General features: G+C 67.7%; 11 protein-coding genes. 7 read left to right on the top strand and 4 right to left on the bottom strand.

Annotated elements, in window-relative coordinates:
- Positions 1 to 316: 316 nt before the first annotated feature.
- The 4 genes from lysS to DIE13_RS22735 form a co-directional block, all read right to left on the bottom strand.
- Positions 317 to 1,843: a lysine--tRNA ligase gene (gene lysS / locus DIE13_RS22750; RefSeq protein ID WP_096507245.1), complete on the bottom strand. Its 1,527-nt coding sequence runs from the start codon at positions 1,841 to 1,843 to the stop codon at positions 317 to 319.
- A gap of 83 nt (positions 1,844 to 1,926) precedes the next feature.
- Positions 1,927 to 3,031, bottom strand: a protein-coding gene (gene prfB / locus DIE13_RS22745) for a peptide chain release factor 2 (protein ID WP_096507246.1) whose coding sequence is annotated in 2 segments (ribosomal slippage) — positions 1,927 to 2,949 and positions 2,951 to 3,031 — 1,104 coding nt in all. Because the reading frame shifts where the segments join, the coding sequence is not laid out codon by codon here.
- A gap of 154 nt (positions 3,032 to 3,185) precedes the next feature.
- Positions 3,186 to 4,883 carry a single-stranded-DNA-specific exonuclease RecJ gene (gene recJ, locus DIE13_RS22740; protein ID WP_124829386.1) on the bottom strand — a complete coding sequence of 566 codons (1,698 nt, stop codon included), beginning with the start codon at positions 4,881 to 4,883 and terminating at the stop codon, positions 3,186 to 3,188.
- 10 nt (positions 4,884 to 4,893) lie between these two features.
- Entirely contained in the window at positions 4,894 to 5,970 is a 1,077-nt protein-coding gene (locus DIE13_RS22735) for a regulator (protein WP_175751599.1), read from the bottom strand.
- 150 nt (positions 5,971 to 6,120) lie between these two features.
- Between DIE13_RS22735 and DIE13_RS22730 the strand changes: the two genes are divergently transcribed.
- The 7 genes from DIE13_RS22730 (at position 6,121) to kdsA (ending at position 15,227) form a co-directional block, all read left to right on the top strand.
- The gene (locus tag DIE13_RS22730) at positions 6,121 to 7,374 is read left to right on the top strand and encodes a lipoprotein-releasing ABC transporter permease subunit (protein ID WP_124829384.1); all 1,254 of its coding nucleotides are present in this window, start codon (positions 6,121 to 6,123) and stop codon (positions 7,372 to 7,374) included.
- Positions 7,367 to 8,125 (top strand): lipoprotein-releasing ABC transporter ATP-binding protein LolD, encoded by a 759-nt coding sequence (gene lolD / locus DIE13_RS22725; protein ID WP_390679623.1) that lies wholly within the window; start codon positions 7,367 to 7,369, stop codon positions 8,123 to 8,125. The genes DIE13_RS22730 and lolD overlap by 8 nt, the downstream gene beginning before the upstream one ends.
- A 64-nt stretch (positions 8,126 to 8,189) precedes the next feature.
- On the top strand, positions 8,190 to 8,978 hold the full coding sequence (locus DIE13_RS22720) for a TatD family hydrolase (RefSeq protein ID WP_124829382.1): 789 nt from the start codon (positions 8,190 to 8,192) through the stop codon (positions 8,976 to 8,978).
- Between the two features lie 57 nt (positions 8,979 to 9,035).
- Positions 9,036 to 11,528, top strand: coding sequence for a DNA internalization-related competence protein ComEC/Rec2 (locus DIE13_RS22715; RefSeq protein WP_124829381.1), 2,493 nt, complete (start codon positions 9,036 to 9,038; stop codon positions 11,526 to 11,528).
- Positions 11,529 to 11,698: 170 nt separating this feature from the next.
- Complete coding sequence (locus tag DIE13_RS22710; protein ID WP_124829380.1) at positions 11,699 to 12,544, top strand: alpha/beta fold hydrolase; 846 nt, start codon at positions 11,699 to 11,701, stop codon at positions 12,542 to 12,544.
- Between the two features lie 173 nt (positions 12,545 to 12,717).
- A complete protein-coding gene (locus DIE13_RS22705) occupies positions 12,718 to 14,376 on the top strand; it encodes a CTP synthase (protein ID WP_124829379.1) in 1,659 nt (552 codons plus the stop codon).
- Positions 14,373 to 15,227, top strand: a complete 855-nt coding sequence (gene kdsA, locus DIE13_RS22700; protein WP_124829378.1) for a 3-deoxy-8-phosphooctulonate synthase — start codon at positions 14,373 to 14,375, stop codon at positions 15,225 to 15,227. The genes DIE13_RS22705 and kdsA overlap by 4 nt, the downstream gene beginning before the upstream one ends.
- Positions 15,228 to 15,274 lie beyond the last annotated feature (47 nt).

Here is a 15,274-nt window from a genome sequence, read left to right as displayed (position 1 = left end):
CCGGCGTCGGGGCGGATCCCACGCTTCGGGATCGAGCAGACTCGGCGTTCCGGCGCTTCGTTCTGGTCCCGTGGTCATGCGTGGTGACGCAACGGGAGTGTCGTCCACCCGGCAGGCGGGTGCCGTATCAAGGTGTAACAAATTGCAGCGGCACGCAGGCGATCGCGACCGGGAAAACCCGCGGAAGGTCGTTGCGGCGTGAGAATAAAACGGGGAAGGATCGAAGGCCGGCGGGCGCCGGCAGGCGGGATTTACGTGCGGTTACAAAGCCGACGCGTGCGCGCCACGAGGCGCGGCGCACACGCGGCTCAGGCCGTCAGTCTTCGCGGCGCAGGTGCGGGAACAGCAGCACGTCGCGGATCGTCGGGCTGTCGGTCAGCAGCATCACGAGACGGTCGATGCCGATCCCGCAGCCGCCCGTCGGAGGCATCCCGTGTTCGAGCGCGCGGATGTAGTCGGCGTCGAAGAACATTGCTTCCTCGTCGCCGGCATCCTTCTGCTCGACCTGTTTCTTGAAGCGCGCAGCCTGGTCTTCCGGATCGTTCAGCTCCGAGAAGCCGTTCGCGATCTCGCGGCCGGTCATGAACAGCTCGAAACGCTCGGTGATGCCCGGCACCGTGTCCGATGCGCGTGCGAGCGGCGACACCTCGACCGGGTAGTCGATGATGTAGGTCGGCTCCCACAGCTGCGCCTCGGCCGTTTCCTCGAACAGCGCGAGTTGCAGTGCGCCGATGCCGGCGTTCAGGAAGGCCGGTTGCGACACGTCGACGCCCAGGCGCTTCAGTTCGGTGCGCAGGAACGCGTCGTCCGACAGCTGGCCGTCGGTGTACTGCGGCGCGTACTTCTGGATCGCCTGCGTGATCGTTAGGCGGTGGAAGGGCTTCGCGAGATCGAGTTCGCGGCCCTGGTACTGGATTGTCGCGGTGCCGAGCGCATCGATCGCCGCCTGGCGGATCAGTTGCTCGGTGAAGTCCATCAGCCAGCGATAATCGGTGTACGCGGCGTAGAACTCCATCATCGTGAATTCCGGGTTGTGGCGCGGCGACACGCCTTCGTTCCGGAAGTTGCGGTTGATCTCGAACACGCGTTCGAAGCCGCCGACGATCAGGCGCTTCAGGTACAGCTCCGGTGCGATGCGCAGGAACATCTGCATGTCGAGCGCGTTGTGATGCGTGACGAACGGCTTGGCCGCCGCGCCGCCCGGGATCGGGTGCAGCATCGGCGTTTCGACTTCCATGAACTCGGCGTTGTCCATGAACTTGCGGATCGACGCGATCGTGCGGGTACGCGCGCGGAACGTATCGCGCGTTTCCGGCGTGACGATCAGGTCGACGTAGCGCTGGCGATAGCGCATTTCCTGGTCGGCGAGGCCGTGGAACTTGTCCGGGAGCGGACGCAGCGCCTTCGACAGCAGGCGCAGTTCCTTGCACTGGACCGACAACTCGCCCTTGTTGGTGCGGAACAGCACGCCGCGCGCGGCGACGATGTCGCCGAGGTCCCACTTCTTGAATGCATCGTAGGTTTCCGCACCGACGTCGTTCGGCGTCACGAAGAACTGGATCTGGCCCGAGCCGTCCTGTACCGTCGCGAAGCTCGCCTTGCCCATCACGCGCTTGAGCATCATGCGGCCGGCGACCGACACCTCGACCTGCTCGGCTTCGAGCGCGGCCTTGTCCGAGTCGGCGAATTTCACCTGGAGATCGGCGGCGTGATGCGTCGGCCGGAAATCGTTCGGATAGGCGACGCCTTGCTCGCGCAATGCGCGCAGCTTCTCGCGGCGCTCGGCGATGATCTGGTTTTCGTCCGCCGCGACGGCGGGCTGCGTTTGAGTCGGTTCGGTCATGATGGTCGGAATTCGGAGTGGGTGCGGCAACGCCAACGGGAAGGGCAAGGACGGCGCGGCCTGGACGGGCCGCGCCGCGGCGCTTACACGCCCTGTTTGAGGCTCGCGCTGATGAAGTCGTCGAGATCGCCGTCGAGGACAGCGCGCGTATTGCTCATTTCGACGTTCGTGCGCAGGTCCTTCACGCGGCTCTGGTCGAGCACGTACGAGCGGATCTGATGGCCCCAGCCCACATCGGTCTTGCTCGATTCGAGCTTGTCCTGCTCGGCCTGGCGCTTGCGCATTTCGGCTTCGTACAGGCGCGATTTCAGCATCGCCATCGCTTCCGCGCGGTTGCGGTGCTGCGAGCGGTCGTTCTGGCACTGCACGACGATGCCGGTCGGCATGTGCGTGATCCGCACGGCCGAGTCGGTCTTGTTGATGTGCTGGCCGCCCGCGCCCGATGCGCGGTACGTGTCGATACGCAGGTCGGCCGGGTTGACCTCGACTTCGATCGAGTCGTCGATTTCCGGATACACGAACACCGACGAGAACGACGTGTGACGGCCGCCCGACGAGTCGAACGGCGACTTGCGCACGAGGCGGTGGATGCCCGTTTCGGTGCGCAGGAAGCCGTAAGCGTATTCGCCCGTGACCTTGACTGTCGCGTTCTTGATGCCGGCGACGTCGCCGTCGGACTCTTCGAGCACTTCTGCCTTGAAGCCCTTGCGTTCGCAATAGCGCAGGTACTGGCGCAGCAGCATCGACGCCCAGTCGCACGCCTCGGTGCCGCCGGCGCCTGCCTGGATGTCGATGAAGCAGTTGTTCGGGTCGGCCGGGTTCGAGAACATCCGGCGGAATTCGATGTCGCCGACGCGCGCTTCGAGCTTCTTCGCGTCGTCTTCGGACGCGACGAGGGTGTCTTCGTCGCCTTCCTCGCGTGCCAGCTCGAACAGATCGAGCGCATCGCGCAGATCGCTATCGAGCACCGTCAGCGTCGAGACGACGCCTTCGAGCAGCTTCTTCTCGCGGCCGAGCGCCTGGGCGTTCTTCGAATCGTTCCAGACGTTCGGGTCTTCGAGTTCCTTGTTGACTTCGGTCAGACGCGCAGCTTTGGCGTCGTAGTCAAAGATACCCCCGAAGCTCGCCCGCGCGATTGCGCAGGTCGAGCAGGGAGCTTTCGATCGCGTTGAGACGTTCCGCTTCCATGATCGTTCGCTTTTCTTGCTTCGTAAAAAAGCGGAATTATAGCCGATCGGCGGGGTTTCCCGGTGACGCGGACCGTGCCGGCATGCATGCCGCGGCCCCGTCCGGCGCGGCGCGCATGCGCTTTGCGCGGGGCCTTGGGCCGCCGCGCCGGCGTTCAGCCGGCCGCGTGTTCGACGATCAGCTGGACGCGCGTCACGCCGTTCCACGTGTCGGCCACGAGGCGGTACGCGATCAAGGCGCTGGCCGGCAGCGGCTCGGTGTGGTTGAACCAGATCGCGTTGAAGCGCTGGCGTCCGCGCGCCAGTTGCAGCTTCAGGTGCTTTTCCTTCACGAGCGACTGCGACACGACGTCGAATTCGCCGGAGAAAAGCGGGGCCGGAAAGCCCTGGCCCCACACGGCCTCGTCGAGCAGCCCGACGAACTGCGGCGTGAAATACGCTTCCTCGAGTTCGCCGTCGGTCTCGATCACGCGCGCGAGCGCGTCGTCGGACAGCCACTCGCGCGCGACCGCCTCGAACGCGGCCGCGAAGCGCGGCACGTTGTCGGTGTCGAGCGTGAGGCCGGCCGCCATCGCGTGGCCGCCGAATGCGACGATGAGATCCGGCTCGCGCTTCGACACGAGATCGAGCGCATCGCGCAGGTGGAACCCGGGAATCGACCGGCCCGAGCCCTTGACCCGCGTCCCGGCTTCGTCCGCGTGCGCGAACGTGAACGACGGGCGGTGAAATTTTTCCTTGAGCCGGCCAGCGACGATCCCGATCACGCCCTGGTGCCATTCGGGATTGAACAGCGTGATGGTGCACGCGTCGGCCGGGTCGACGTCGGCGAGATCGGCGAGCGCCTGCTGCTGCATGCCGGCCTCGATCTCGCGGCGCTCTCGGTTCATCACGTCGAGCTGTTGCGCGAGGTCCCACGCACGGCCGATGTCGTCGGTGATCAGGCACTCGATGCCGAGCGACATGTCGGAGAGCCGTCCGGCGGCGTTCAGGCGCGGGCCGAGGCCAAAGCCGAGATCGAAGCCCGATGCGGTGCGCGCCTCGCGGGCGGCGGCGCGGAACAGCGCGGCGATGCCCGGCTGCATGCGGCCGTTGCGGATGCGCTGCAGGCCCTGCGCGACGAGCACGCGATTGTTGCCGTCGAGCCGCACGACGTCGGCGACGGTGCCGAGCGCGACGAGGTCGAGCAGCCCGTCCAGACGCGGCTCGGCCTCCTTGCTCGCGAACGCGCCGCGACGGCGCAGTTCGGCACGCAGCGCGAGCAGCACGTAGAACATCACGCCGACCCCGGCGAGGTGCTTGCTCGGGAATGCGCAGCCGGGCTGGTTCGGGTTGACGATCGCGCGCGCGGCGGGCAGCGCGTCGCCGGGCAGGTGGTGGTCTGTCACGAGTACGTCGATGCCGCGCGCGTTCGCGGCTTCGACGCCCGTGACGCTCGCGATCCCGTTGTCGACGGTAATCAGCAGGTCGGGCTTGCGTGCGGCTGCGAGTTCGACGATCTCGGGCGTGAGCCCGTAGCCGTATTCGAAGCGGTTCGGCACGAGATAGTCGATCTGCGCGCCGAACATCCGCAGGCCGCGCACCGCGACCGCGCAGGCAGTCGCGCCGTCACAGTCGTAGTCGGCGACGACGAGCAGGCGCCGCTTGTCGGCGATCGCGTCGGCGAGCAGCGATGCGGCGTCCACGCAGCCTTTCAGTTCGGTGGGCGGGACGAGGCGCGCGAGCGCCGTTTCGATGTCGGCCGGCGACTGCACGCCGCGCGACGCGTACAGGCGCGCGAGGACGGGGTGCACGCCGTGGCGCGCAAGCGCTTCTGCGTCGGCGGGTGCGACGGGGCGGGTAACGATCCGGGTCATACAGGCCTGGTTATTCGAACAGGGACGCCAGCGCGCGGCGGCGCCAGAACTTGCGCAGGTCGCCGCGCGTCGCATTCAGCGTCACGGAGCTCGTGTCGCCGCACAGCGTGAAATCGACGCTCGCCAGCTCGCCGTGTTGCAGTGCGGCCAGCGCCGGCGCGAACCAGTCGCGCTCGAGCGCGGCGAGCGTGTCGTGCCAGCGCGCCCAGTCCTGTTCGATGAACGGGGTGGTCAGCGCCGGCAACTCGACGAGCGTCGCGCCGACGGTAGCGGGCAGCGCGCCGAACGCGGCCGGCGGAGCACCCGCGTCGGCTTGAGCCGCGCGCGCGAGGCCGAGCGCCGCGGGCGACGCGGACAGCACGCGCCCGAACGGCTTGCCGACCGGCTTCAGCGTGCCTTGCGCGTGGAACCAGATCGTATTGACGGCGGGCAGGCCACGCGCCTCGCGGGCTTCGTTGACCGGATGCTGGAACCAGGCCATCTGCACCTCGTTCTGCAGCTTCATCCACATCCGCGAGCGTTCGCCGGTGTGCGCCTCGTGCGGCAGCCAGATCTCGATGTTGCGGCCGCTGGCGCGCAGCGGCGCGGCGCCGGCGAGGCGGGCGAGCTGTTCGCTCGACAGATACCAGCGCGTTGGCCGTGGCGCTTCGAGCCGCACGCCGAGCTCTTCGATCAGCGGACGCGCAACGGCCAGCAACGCGGCCGCGTCTCCGTCGTCGAGCGCGAGGCTCGACGGATCGACAAGCACGAGGTGATCGTGCGCGATTTCGACGTGCACGGGTTCCACGCAGGCCCACGCCTGTGTGCCCGGGTCGCCGCCGTCCGCCAGCAGCATGTAGGGCGCGAGCGGTGCTTCGTCGGCGGCGTTGCCCTGGGTCGCGCCGAACTGGCGGGCCAGCCAGCGCTCGTGCGGCAGCGTGCGCTGGAAGTCTTCGCCGGTCACGCGCTCGACGAGGCTCGCGCGGGCGAGCAACTTTTCGAGCGCGGGACTGTCCAGGGTGTGCAGGGACGAGGCCGCATCGGCCGCCGACGGCAGCGCGAACGGAACGAGAAAATGGAGGCGTCGGTCGTGCATGATGGTGCGCATTGTATGGCAAACTGCGCGCGTGATCGGGCCGGCTGACGGCCCGATTGCGTCCGGCGACCGTTTTTTCGACCGCGCCCGGCCGGCGGGGCGCCGCCGGATGGCGGTCCGCCGCGGGCCGCCTCCCCGCCGTAACCAGCAGAAAGGATTCGCTTGAAACTTCCGTACGAATGGCAGATCGGCTGGCGCTACACGCGCGCCGGCAAACGCACGACCGGCAACGGCTTCATTTCCTTCATCGCCCTCGTTTCGATGCTCGGGATCGCGCTCGGCGTCGCGGCGCTGATCGTCGTGCTGTCGGTGATGAACGGCTTCCAGAAGGAAGTGCGCGACCGCATGCTGTCGGTGCTCGCGCACGTCGAGGTATTCTCGCCGACCGGCTCGATGCCCGACTGGCAACTGACCGCGCAGGAAGCGCGCCGCAATCCGCAGGTGATCGGCGCGGCGCCGTACGTCGACGCGCAGGCGCTGCTCACGCGCCAGGACGCGGTGAGCGGCGTGATGCTGCGCGGCGTCGAGCCGTCGCTCGAGCCGCAGGTGTCGGACATCGGCAAGGACATGAAGGCGGGCCAGTTGAGCGCGCTCGTACCCGGCCAGTTCGGCATCGTGCTGGGCGACGCGCTCGCCGGCAATCTCGGCGTGACGGTCGGCGACAAGGTCACGCTCGTCGCGCCCGAAGGCACGATCACGCCGGCCGGGATGATGCCGCGGCTCAAGCAGTTCACGGTTGTCGGCGTGTTCGAGTCGGGCCACTACGAATACGACAGCACGCTCGCGATGATCAACATCCGCGACGCGGAGGCGCTGTTCCGGATGACGGCGCCGACCGGCGTGCGGCTGAGGCTCACCGACATGCAGAAGGCGCCGCAGGTCGCGGTCGAGCTGTCGCATACGCTGTCGGGCAGCCTGTATATCCGCGACTGGACCCAGCAGAACAAGACGTGGTTCTCGGCCGTGCAGATCGAGAAGCGGATGATGTTCATCATCCTCACGCTGATCATCGCGGTGGCCGCATTCAACCTCGTGTCGTCGCTCGTGATGACCGTGACCAACAAGCAGGCCGACATCGCGATCCTGCGCACGCTCGGCGCGCAGCCGGGCTCGATCATGAAGATCTTCGTCGTGCAGGGCGTGACGATCGGCTTCGTCGGCACCGCGACGGGCGTCGCGCTCGGCTGCCTGATCGCGTGGAGCATTCCGTGGCTGATCCCGATGATCGAACATCTGTTCGGCGTGCAGTTCCTGCCGCCGTCGGTGTACTTCATCAGCGAGCTGCCGTCCGAGCTCGTCGCGAGCGACGTGATCAGGATCGGCCTCATCGCGTTCGCGCTGTCGGCCGTCGCGACGCTCTATCCGAGCTGGCGCGGCGCGAAGGTGAAGCCGGCGGAGGCGCTCCGCTATGAATGACCGCGCGACCGCATTCGCGGATTCACGACAACCCATCAGACAGGATTCGGCAGGTATGCAGGAATACGTGCTTCAGGCGCGCGGGATCACGAAGGCCTTCGTGCAGGGCGGCTTCAATGTGCAGGTGCTCAACAACACCGAGCTGACGGTGCGGCGCGGCGAGAAGCTCGCGGTCGTGGGTGCATCCGGTTCGGGCAAGAGCACGCTGCTGCACGTGCTGGGCGGCCTCGACGAGCCGAGCGCGGGCGAGGTGTCGCTGCTCGGCAAGCCGTTTACGCAGCTCGCCGAGCGCGAGCGCAACGAACTGCGCAATCGCGCGCTGGGCTTCGTCTACCAGTTCCATCACCTGCTGCCGGAATTCACCGCGCTCGACAACGTCGCGATGCCGCTGCGCATCCGCCGGATGACCACCGAGGACGCGCGCGAGCAGGCACAGGCGATGCTCGAGCGGGTCGGTCTCGGCCCGCGTGCGAAACACCGGCCGGGCGAGCTGTCGGGCGGCGAACGCCAGCGCGTCGCGATCGCGCGCGCACTGGTGACGAAGCCGGCGTGCGTACTCGCCGACGAACCGACCGGGAACCTCGATGGCGGGACGGCCGATACGGTGTTCAACCTGATGCTCGAATTGTCCGAGACGCTCGAAACGAGCTTCGTGATCGTCACGCACGATCCCGAGCTCGCTGCGCGCTGCGACCGCATCATGCGCCTGCGCGACGGCGTGCTGTACGAGGAGCCGGCGCTGCCGGTGTAAACGAACGTCCGCGTCGGGCTGCCGGTTGGTTCCGGCGCGGCAACCCGGGCGCAGGAAAGCCGACATGTGGATCGATACGCATTGCCATCTCGATGCCGCCGAATTCGACGCCGACCGCGACGCGGTCGCGCAGGCGGCGCGCGCGGCCGGCGTGTCGCGCATCGTGATCCCGAGCGTCGGGCGCGACAATTTCACGACGGTGCGCGAGTTGGCGCAGCGCACGCCGGGCGCGGTTTATGCACTCGGTATTCATCCGATGTTCACGCCGCATGCGCGCGACGCGGATCTTGACCGGCTGCGCATGGAGATCGAGGCGAGCATCGACGATCCGCGCTTCGTCGCGATCGGCGAAATCGGCCTGGACTACTTCGTGCCGGGGCTCGACGAAGGCCGGCAGCAATTCTTCTATCAGGGGCAGCTCGAGCTCGCACGCGAATTCGACTTGCCGGTGCTGTGCCACGTGCGCAAGTCGCAGGATCGCGTGCTCGCCGGGCTGCGCCGCTTCGGCGTGCGGCGCGGCATCGCGCATGCGTTCAACGGCAGTTTCCAGCAGGCCGATGCGTATCTCGCGCAAGGGCTGCATCTCGGCTTCGGCGGCAACGTGACCTTCGCACGCGCGTTGCAGATTCGCCGGCTCGCGACGCAATTGCCGGTCGAATCGATCGTCGTCGAGACGGACGCGCCCGACATCGCGCCCGAATGGGCGTACAAATCCCGCAACGCGCCCGACCAGGTGCCGCGCATCGGCGAAGTGCTTGCCGAACTGCGCGGGATCGACGCGCACGCACTGTCCCTATCCACAACGGCTAACGCGCTCGCCGCGTTGCCGCGCCTCACGCTTTCGTCCGCATAATCGTTGCCGGCAGGCGCCGGATTTGCAACGACGGCGCGGAATGGACGAGGAGGCGCGATGCGCGTGTGGTGGATCGCGTTCGCGCTCGGCGTCGTCGTGCTGCAGCGGCAGGCGGCGTTGCCGGGCGCGGGCGCCTGGGTGGCCGGCGCGGCCGTGCTCGTCGTCGTATGCGGCACGTCGTTCGCATGGTGTGCGCGACGCCGTCGGACACGCGCGACCAGCGCGCTGCGCTGGATGCTCTGCGCGAGCGCGGCGTGTGCGATCGGCTTCGGCTATGCAGCCGCACGCGCCGAGTGGCGGCTGCGCGATAGCCTTCCCGTCGAGCGGGAAGGGCGCGATATCGTCGTCACGGGCGTCATCCGCGGGTTGCCGGTGATCGACGACACGGGCGCGCGGCTGCTGTTCGCGGTTGAATCGAACGATGCGGGGCTACCCCGTTTCCCGCCGCTGATCCGGTTGTCGTGGGGCCCGCCGGCGGCACGCGATGCGATGCCAGCGTTGCGCGCCGCGCAGCGCTGGCGCCTGGTCGTGCGATTGAAGCGTCCGCATGCCGAGGCCAATCCCGGCGTGCGCGACAGCGAAGCGGCATGGCTGGCCGCCGGCATTCGTGCGATCGGCTACGTCGTGGCGCCGCAGCGCTCGGCGTTGCTCGATGCGCGCGCGTCGGGGTGGCACGCATCGATCGATCGGCTGCGCGACGCGCTGCGTACCCGTATCGGCGCAGTGCTGGGCAGCGATGCGCGTCATCGCGGCATCGTTACCGCGCTCGCGGTCGGAGATCAATCGGGCATCGGCGGCGACGACTGGCACGTGCTGCGCAGTACGGGCACGAGCCATCTGGTCGCGATCTCGGGCCTGCATGTCGGGCTCGTCGGCGCGATCGCGGGCGGGATCGTGTCGATGGTCTGGCGTCGCTTGCGCTGGCGGGGGCGAGCCGCGGCGCTCATGATGCCCGCACCCTGCGTGGCGTCTGTCGCGGCGCTGACGGCCGCCGCGGGCTACGCGGCGCTCGCCGGTTTCAACGTGCCGGCGCAGCGCGCGTGGTGGATGATCGCGGCCGCTGCGGCTGCGTTTCTCGCCGGGCGCAGCGTGCCGACCTCCGCGATGCTGTGCGCGGCGCTCGGCGGCGTGCTGCTTGCCGATCCATGGGCCGTGCTGTCGGCCGGATTCTGGCTGTCGTTCGGTGCGGTCGCAGTGATCCTGATGGCTTTGGCGGGTTGGCGTGCGGGGCGCGAATTCGACGGCGGCGATGGCGATGACGGCATGATCGATGGCGCTGCAACGACCGGTCGCCGGGGCCGGCTGAGGGCATGGGGCGCGCGCGCCATGCGCCGTATCGCCGAGGCAACGCGCGTGCAGTACGCGGTGACGATCGGCCTCGCGCCGCTGACGGCCGCGTGGTTCGCGCAGATGTCGGTCTCGGGCCCTGTCGGCAATGCGTTTGCGATTCCGTGGGTCAGCTCGGTCGTGACACCGATCGTGCTGGCCGGTCTCGGGCTGCCCGCACCGCTCGACGCGTATGCGTTCCGGCTCGCGCACGCGGCGCTCGAACCGATGATGGCGCTGCTCGGGCGCCTCGCCGACTGGCCGGCAGGCGTGTTTTGGCTGCGCATGCCCGACTGGCCGGTGCTGGCGGTTGCATGCGTGGGCGTGGCCTGGGCGCTGATGCCGCGCGGCTGGCCGCTGCGCTGGGCGGCGCCGCTCACCTGGCTGCCCCTCGTTGCACCGGCACCCGATGTGCCGCCGCAGGGCGGCTTCCGGCTGACCGTGTTCGATGTCGGGCAGGGCGCGTCGGTGCTGGTCGAGACCGCGCGCCGGGTCCTGCTGTTCGATGCGGGGCCGGGGGCGGAGTCGACCCATGCCGGCACGCGGATCGTCGCGCCGGCGCTGCGGGCGCGCGCGATCCGCACGATCGATTCGCTCGTGCTCAGCCATGCGGACGCCGATCACACGGGCGGCGCGGCGGCCGTTTATGCGGCAACCGAGGTCCGTCAGGTGCTCGCCGGCATTGCATTGCAACACCGGCTGTGGCGCGATGCGGAAGCGGCCGGCGTGACCGATCGTCTGCGTTGCGCGGCCGGGCAGCGCTGGATATGGGACGGTGTCGTCTTCACGATGCTCTGGCCGCCGGGCGAGGTGCGATCGGGCAGGTCGAACGGACAGTCGTGCGTGCTGCGCGTCGACGCGGGCGGCACGTCCGCGCTGCTGACGGGCGACATCGAGGCGAGCGCCGAACGCCGGCTCGTGGCCGACGCGCGCGACGCGCTGGCCGCGCAGATCCTCGTCGTTGCGCACCACGGCAGCCGTACGTCGTCGGTCGAGCCTTTCCTCGATTCGGTCGGGCCGCGCGTCGCGGTATTTCCTGTAGGCTATCGCAATCGCTTCGGGCATCCGCACCGGACGGTCCTGGCGCGCTACGAAGCGCGCGGGATCCCGCTGCCGCGTACCGATCGCGACGGGGCCGTACGGTTCGACGTCGCGCCCGATGGCGGCAGCTTCGTGTTCGAGCGTTATCGCGATGCGCAGCGGCGGTACTGGATGGATCGGTGACGGCTCACGCAGGGAAGAACGTGGTGCCGCGCGGCGAAGCACAGCTGAGGCCGGATGCGAGGCACGGGATCGGGGCACGTGCCGAAGCCCCCGCTCCGGTCGGCCGCGAAGCATTGGACGGAAGCAAGTGCTGAAGCACTCACTCCCGTCGACAAAGGAGACATCGGCTTTTGAAGGACATCCTCCATTTCTCGCATGCGAACGGTTTTCCGGCATCGACGTACCGGACGATCTTCGCGGAACTGGCCGACGACTACGAACTGCGCTACATCGAGCGCATCGGTCACGATCGCCGCTACCCGGTGACGCGCGACTGGCCGCATCTCGTCGAGCAACTGCTCGACGACATCGGCAGCCGCTACGAGCGTCCGGTGTGGCTCGTCGGCCATTCGCTCGGCGGTTACCTGTCGCTGATGGCCGCGCTGAAAAAGCCGCAATGGGTGCGCGGCGTGGTGATGATCGATTCCCCGATCATCGCGGGCTGGCGCTCCGGCGCGCTGCGTGCGAGCCAGTGGGCGGGGCTCGACGAGCGGCTGTCGCCGGCCGCGGCGACCCGCAACCGGCGCACGCGCTGGGTCAGCCGCGATGAAGTGTGGCGGCACTTTCACGACAAGCCGGCGTTCGCCCGCTGGGACGAACGGATGCTGTCCGACTACATCGATCACGGCATTCCGCAGGCGGGCGCCGACGGCGAACGCGCGCTCGCCTTCGACCGGCAGATCGAATACCTGATCTACCGGACGTTGCCGCACACGCTCGGCCCGCGGCTCGCGCACGGCTCGCCGGTGCCGCTCGGCTTTCTTGCCGGGACGCGCTCGCGCGAAGTGCGCCAGGTCGGACTCGATGCGACGCGCCGCGCGGCACGCGGGCGCATCGAATGGCTCGAGGGCAGCCACCTGTTCCCGATGGAGCGGCCGATCGAGACGGCCCGCGCATTGCAGCGGATGCTGAATTCGCTGAAAGCGGAAGAGGGCGGCCTGCCGCGCGACAGCATGGCGCTCGCGAAGAGCGCCTGACGCATCGGCCGGCGCACCGGGCTCGCGGGTGCGGTTGCACCGACCGGCCGGCCGGTTCGCCCGGCCGCGCACGGCCGGTGCGGCGCCGCGCGAAGGGGCGGGATCATCGCGTCAATTGCTGAGAGAAGGGCGGGCTTTACGGTATAATCCGTTTTTCCCGCGAGCATCCAGCGATGACCAAATATGTTTTCGTCACCGGCGGCGTAGTTTCTTCCCTCGGCAAGGGTATTGCCGCCGCCTCTCTCGCCGCGATCCTCGAATCGCGCGGTCTGAAAGTCACCCTCCTCAAACTCGATCCCTACATCAACGTCGACCCCGGCACGATGAGTCCGTTTCAGCACGGCGAAGTGTTCGTGACGGAAGATGGGGCGGAGACTGACCTCGACCTCGGCCACTACGAGCGCTTCATCAGCACGAAGATGCGCAAGGCCAACAACTTCACGACCGGCCAGATCTACGAATCGGTGATCCGCAAGGAGCGCCGCGGCGACTATCTCGGCAAGACCGTGCAGGTGATTCCGCACATCACGAACGAAATCCAGGCGTTCATCGAGCGCGGGGCGGCATCGGCCACCTGCGGCGAACCGGACGTCGCGATCGTCGAGATCGGCGGCACGGTCGGCGACATCGAGTCGCTGCCGTTCCTCGAAGCCGCCCGCCAGATGAGCCTGCGCCTCGGCCGCAACAGCGCGTGCTTCGTGCACCTGACGCTCGTGCCGTACGTCGCGACGGCCGGCGAACTGAAGACGAAACCGACCCAGCACAGCGTGCAGAAGCTGCGCGAGATCGGCATCCTGCCGCACGTGCTGCTGTGCCGCGCGGACCGCCGCATCCCCGACGACGAATCGAAGAAGATCTCGATGTTCTCGAACGTGCCCGAAGACGCCGTGATCTCGGTGTGGGACGCCGACAGCATCTACAAGATCCCGCAGATGCTGCACGATCAGGGCCTCGACCGGATCATCTGCGACGAACTGAAGCTGTCGCCGAAGGACGCCGACCTGAGCATGTGGGCGGAACTCGTCGAGAAGCTCGAGAACCCGAAGCACGAAGTGACGATCGGCATGGTCGGCAAGTACGTCGATCTGACCGAGTCGTACAAGTCGCTGATCGAAGCGCTGCGTCACGCGTCGCTGCACACGGCGACCAAGGTCAACATCGAGTACATCGACTCGGAAGAGATCGAGGCGAACGGTGTCGACAGCCTGAAGCATCTCGACGCCGTGCTGGTGCCGGGCGGTTTCGGCCGTCGCGGCACGGAAGGCAAGATCGCCGCGATCCGCTATGCGCGTGAAGCGAAGGTGCCGTACCTCGGCATCTGTCTCGGCATGCAGCTCGCGGTGATCGAATTCGCACGCGACGTCGTCGGCCTGAAGCAGGCGAACAGCACGGAATTCGATCCGGAAACGCCGGAACGCGTGGTCGCGCTGATCACCGAGTGGTACGACCGCGACGGCAAGGTCGAGACGCGCACCGAGGAATCCGATCTCGGTGGCACGATGCGCCTCGGCTCGCAACGCTGCCCGATCAAGCCGGGCACGATGGCCGAAGAGATCTATGGCAAGGACGTGAACGAGCGCCATCGCCACCGTTATGAAGTCAATAACCGCTTCGTGCCCCAGCTCGAAGCCGGCGGCCTTATCATCAGCGCCCGTACCCCGAGCGAGGACCTGCCGGAAATGATGGAACTGCCGCGTTCGGTGCATCCATGGTTCGTCGGCGTCCAGTTCCACCCGGAATTCACGTCCACGCCGCGTGATGGCCATCCTCTGTTCAAGTCGTTCGTCGAAGCTGCGCTTGCCAACAAGCAGGCGCGCGGAGTGAAAGCATGAAGCTGTGCGATTTCGAGGTCGGTCTCGACCAGCCTTTCTTCCTGATCGCGGGTACCTGCGTCGTCGAATCTGAGCAAATGACGATCGACACGGCCGGCCGCCTGAAGGAAATCTGCGAGAAGCTGAACGTTCCGTTCATCTACAAGTCGTCTTACGACAAGGCGAATCGCAGCTCGGGCAAGTCGTTTCGCGGCCTCGGAATGGACGAGGGTCTGCGGATCCTCGGCGAGGTGAAGCGCCAGCTCGGCCTGCCGGTGCTGACCGACGTGCACTCGATCGACGAGATCGAGCAGGTCGCGTCGGTCGTCGACGTGCTGCAGACGCCCGCGTTCCTGTGCCGCCAGACCGACTTCATCCATGCGTGCGCGCGCTCGGGCAAGCCCGTCAACATCAAGAAGGGCCAGTTCCTCGCGCCGCACGACATGAAGAACGTGATCGACAAGGCGCGCGACGCAGCGCGTGACGCCGGTCTGTCGGAAGACCGCTTCATGGCGTGCGAGCGCGGCGTTTCGTTCGGCTACAACAACCTCGTGTCCGACATGCGTTCGCTCGCGATCATGCGCGAGACGAGCGCGCCGGTCGTGTTCGATGCGACCCATTCGGTGCAGTTGCCGGGCGGGCAGGGCACGAGCTCGGGTGGCCAGCGCGAATTCGTGCCGGTGCTCGCACGTGCTGCGGTCGCGACGGGCGTCGCGGGCCTGTTCATGGAGACGCACCCGAATCCGGCCGAAGCGAAGTCGGACGGCCCAAACGCGGTACCGCTGAACCGGATGAGCGCGTTGCTGGAGACCCTCGTCACGCTCGACCAGGCGGTGAAGCGCAATCCGTTCCTGGAAAACGATTTCAACTAAAGATCGAATGAACCTTGCGGCGGCTTCGCACGTCTGTAGCGAAAGCG

The sequence above is a fragment of the Burkholderia sp. Bp9016 genome, assembly GCF_003857765.1.
Taxonomy (GTDB): domain Bacteria; phylum Pseudomonadota; class Gammaproteobacteria; order Burkholderiales; family Burkholderiaceae; genus Burkholderia.
This window is presented reverse-complemented; position numbering and strand designations above follow the sequence as displayed.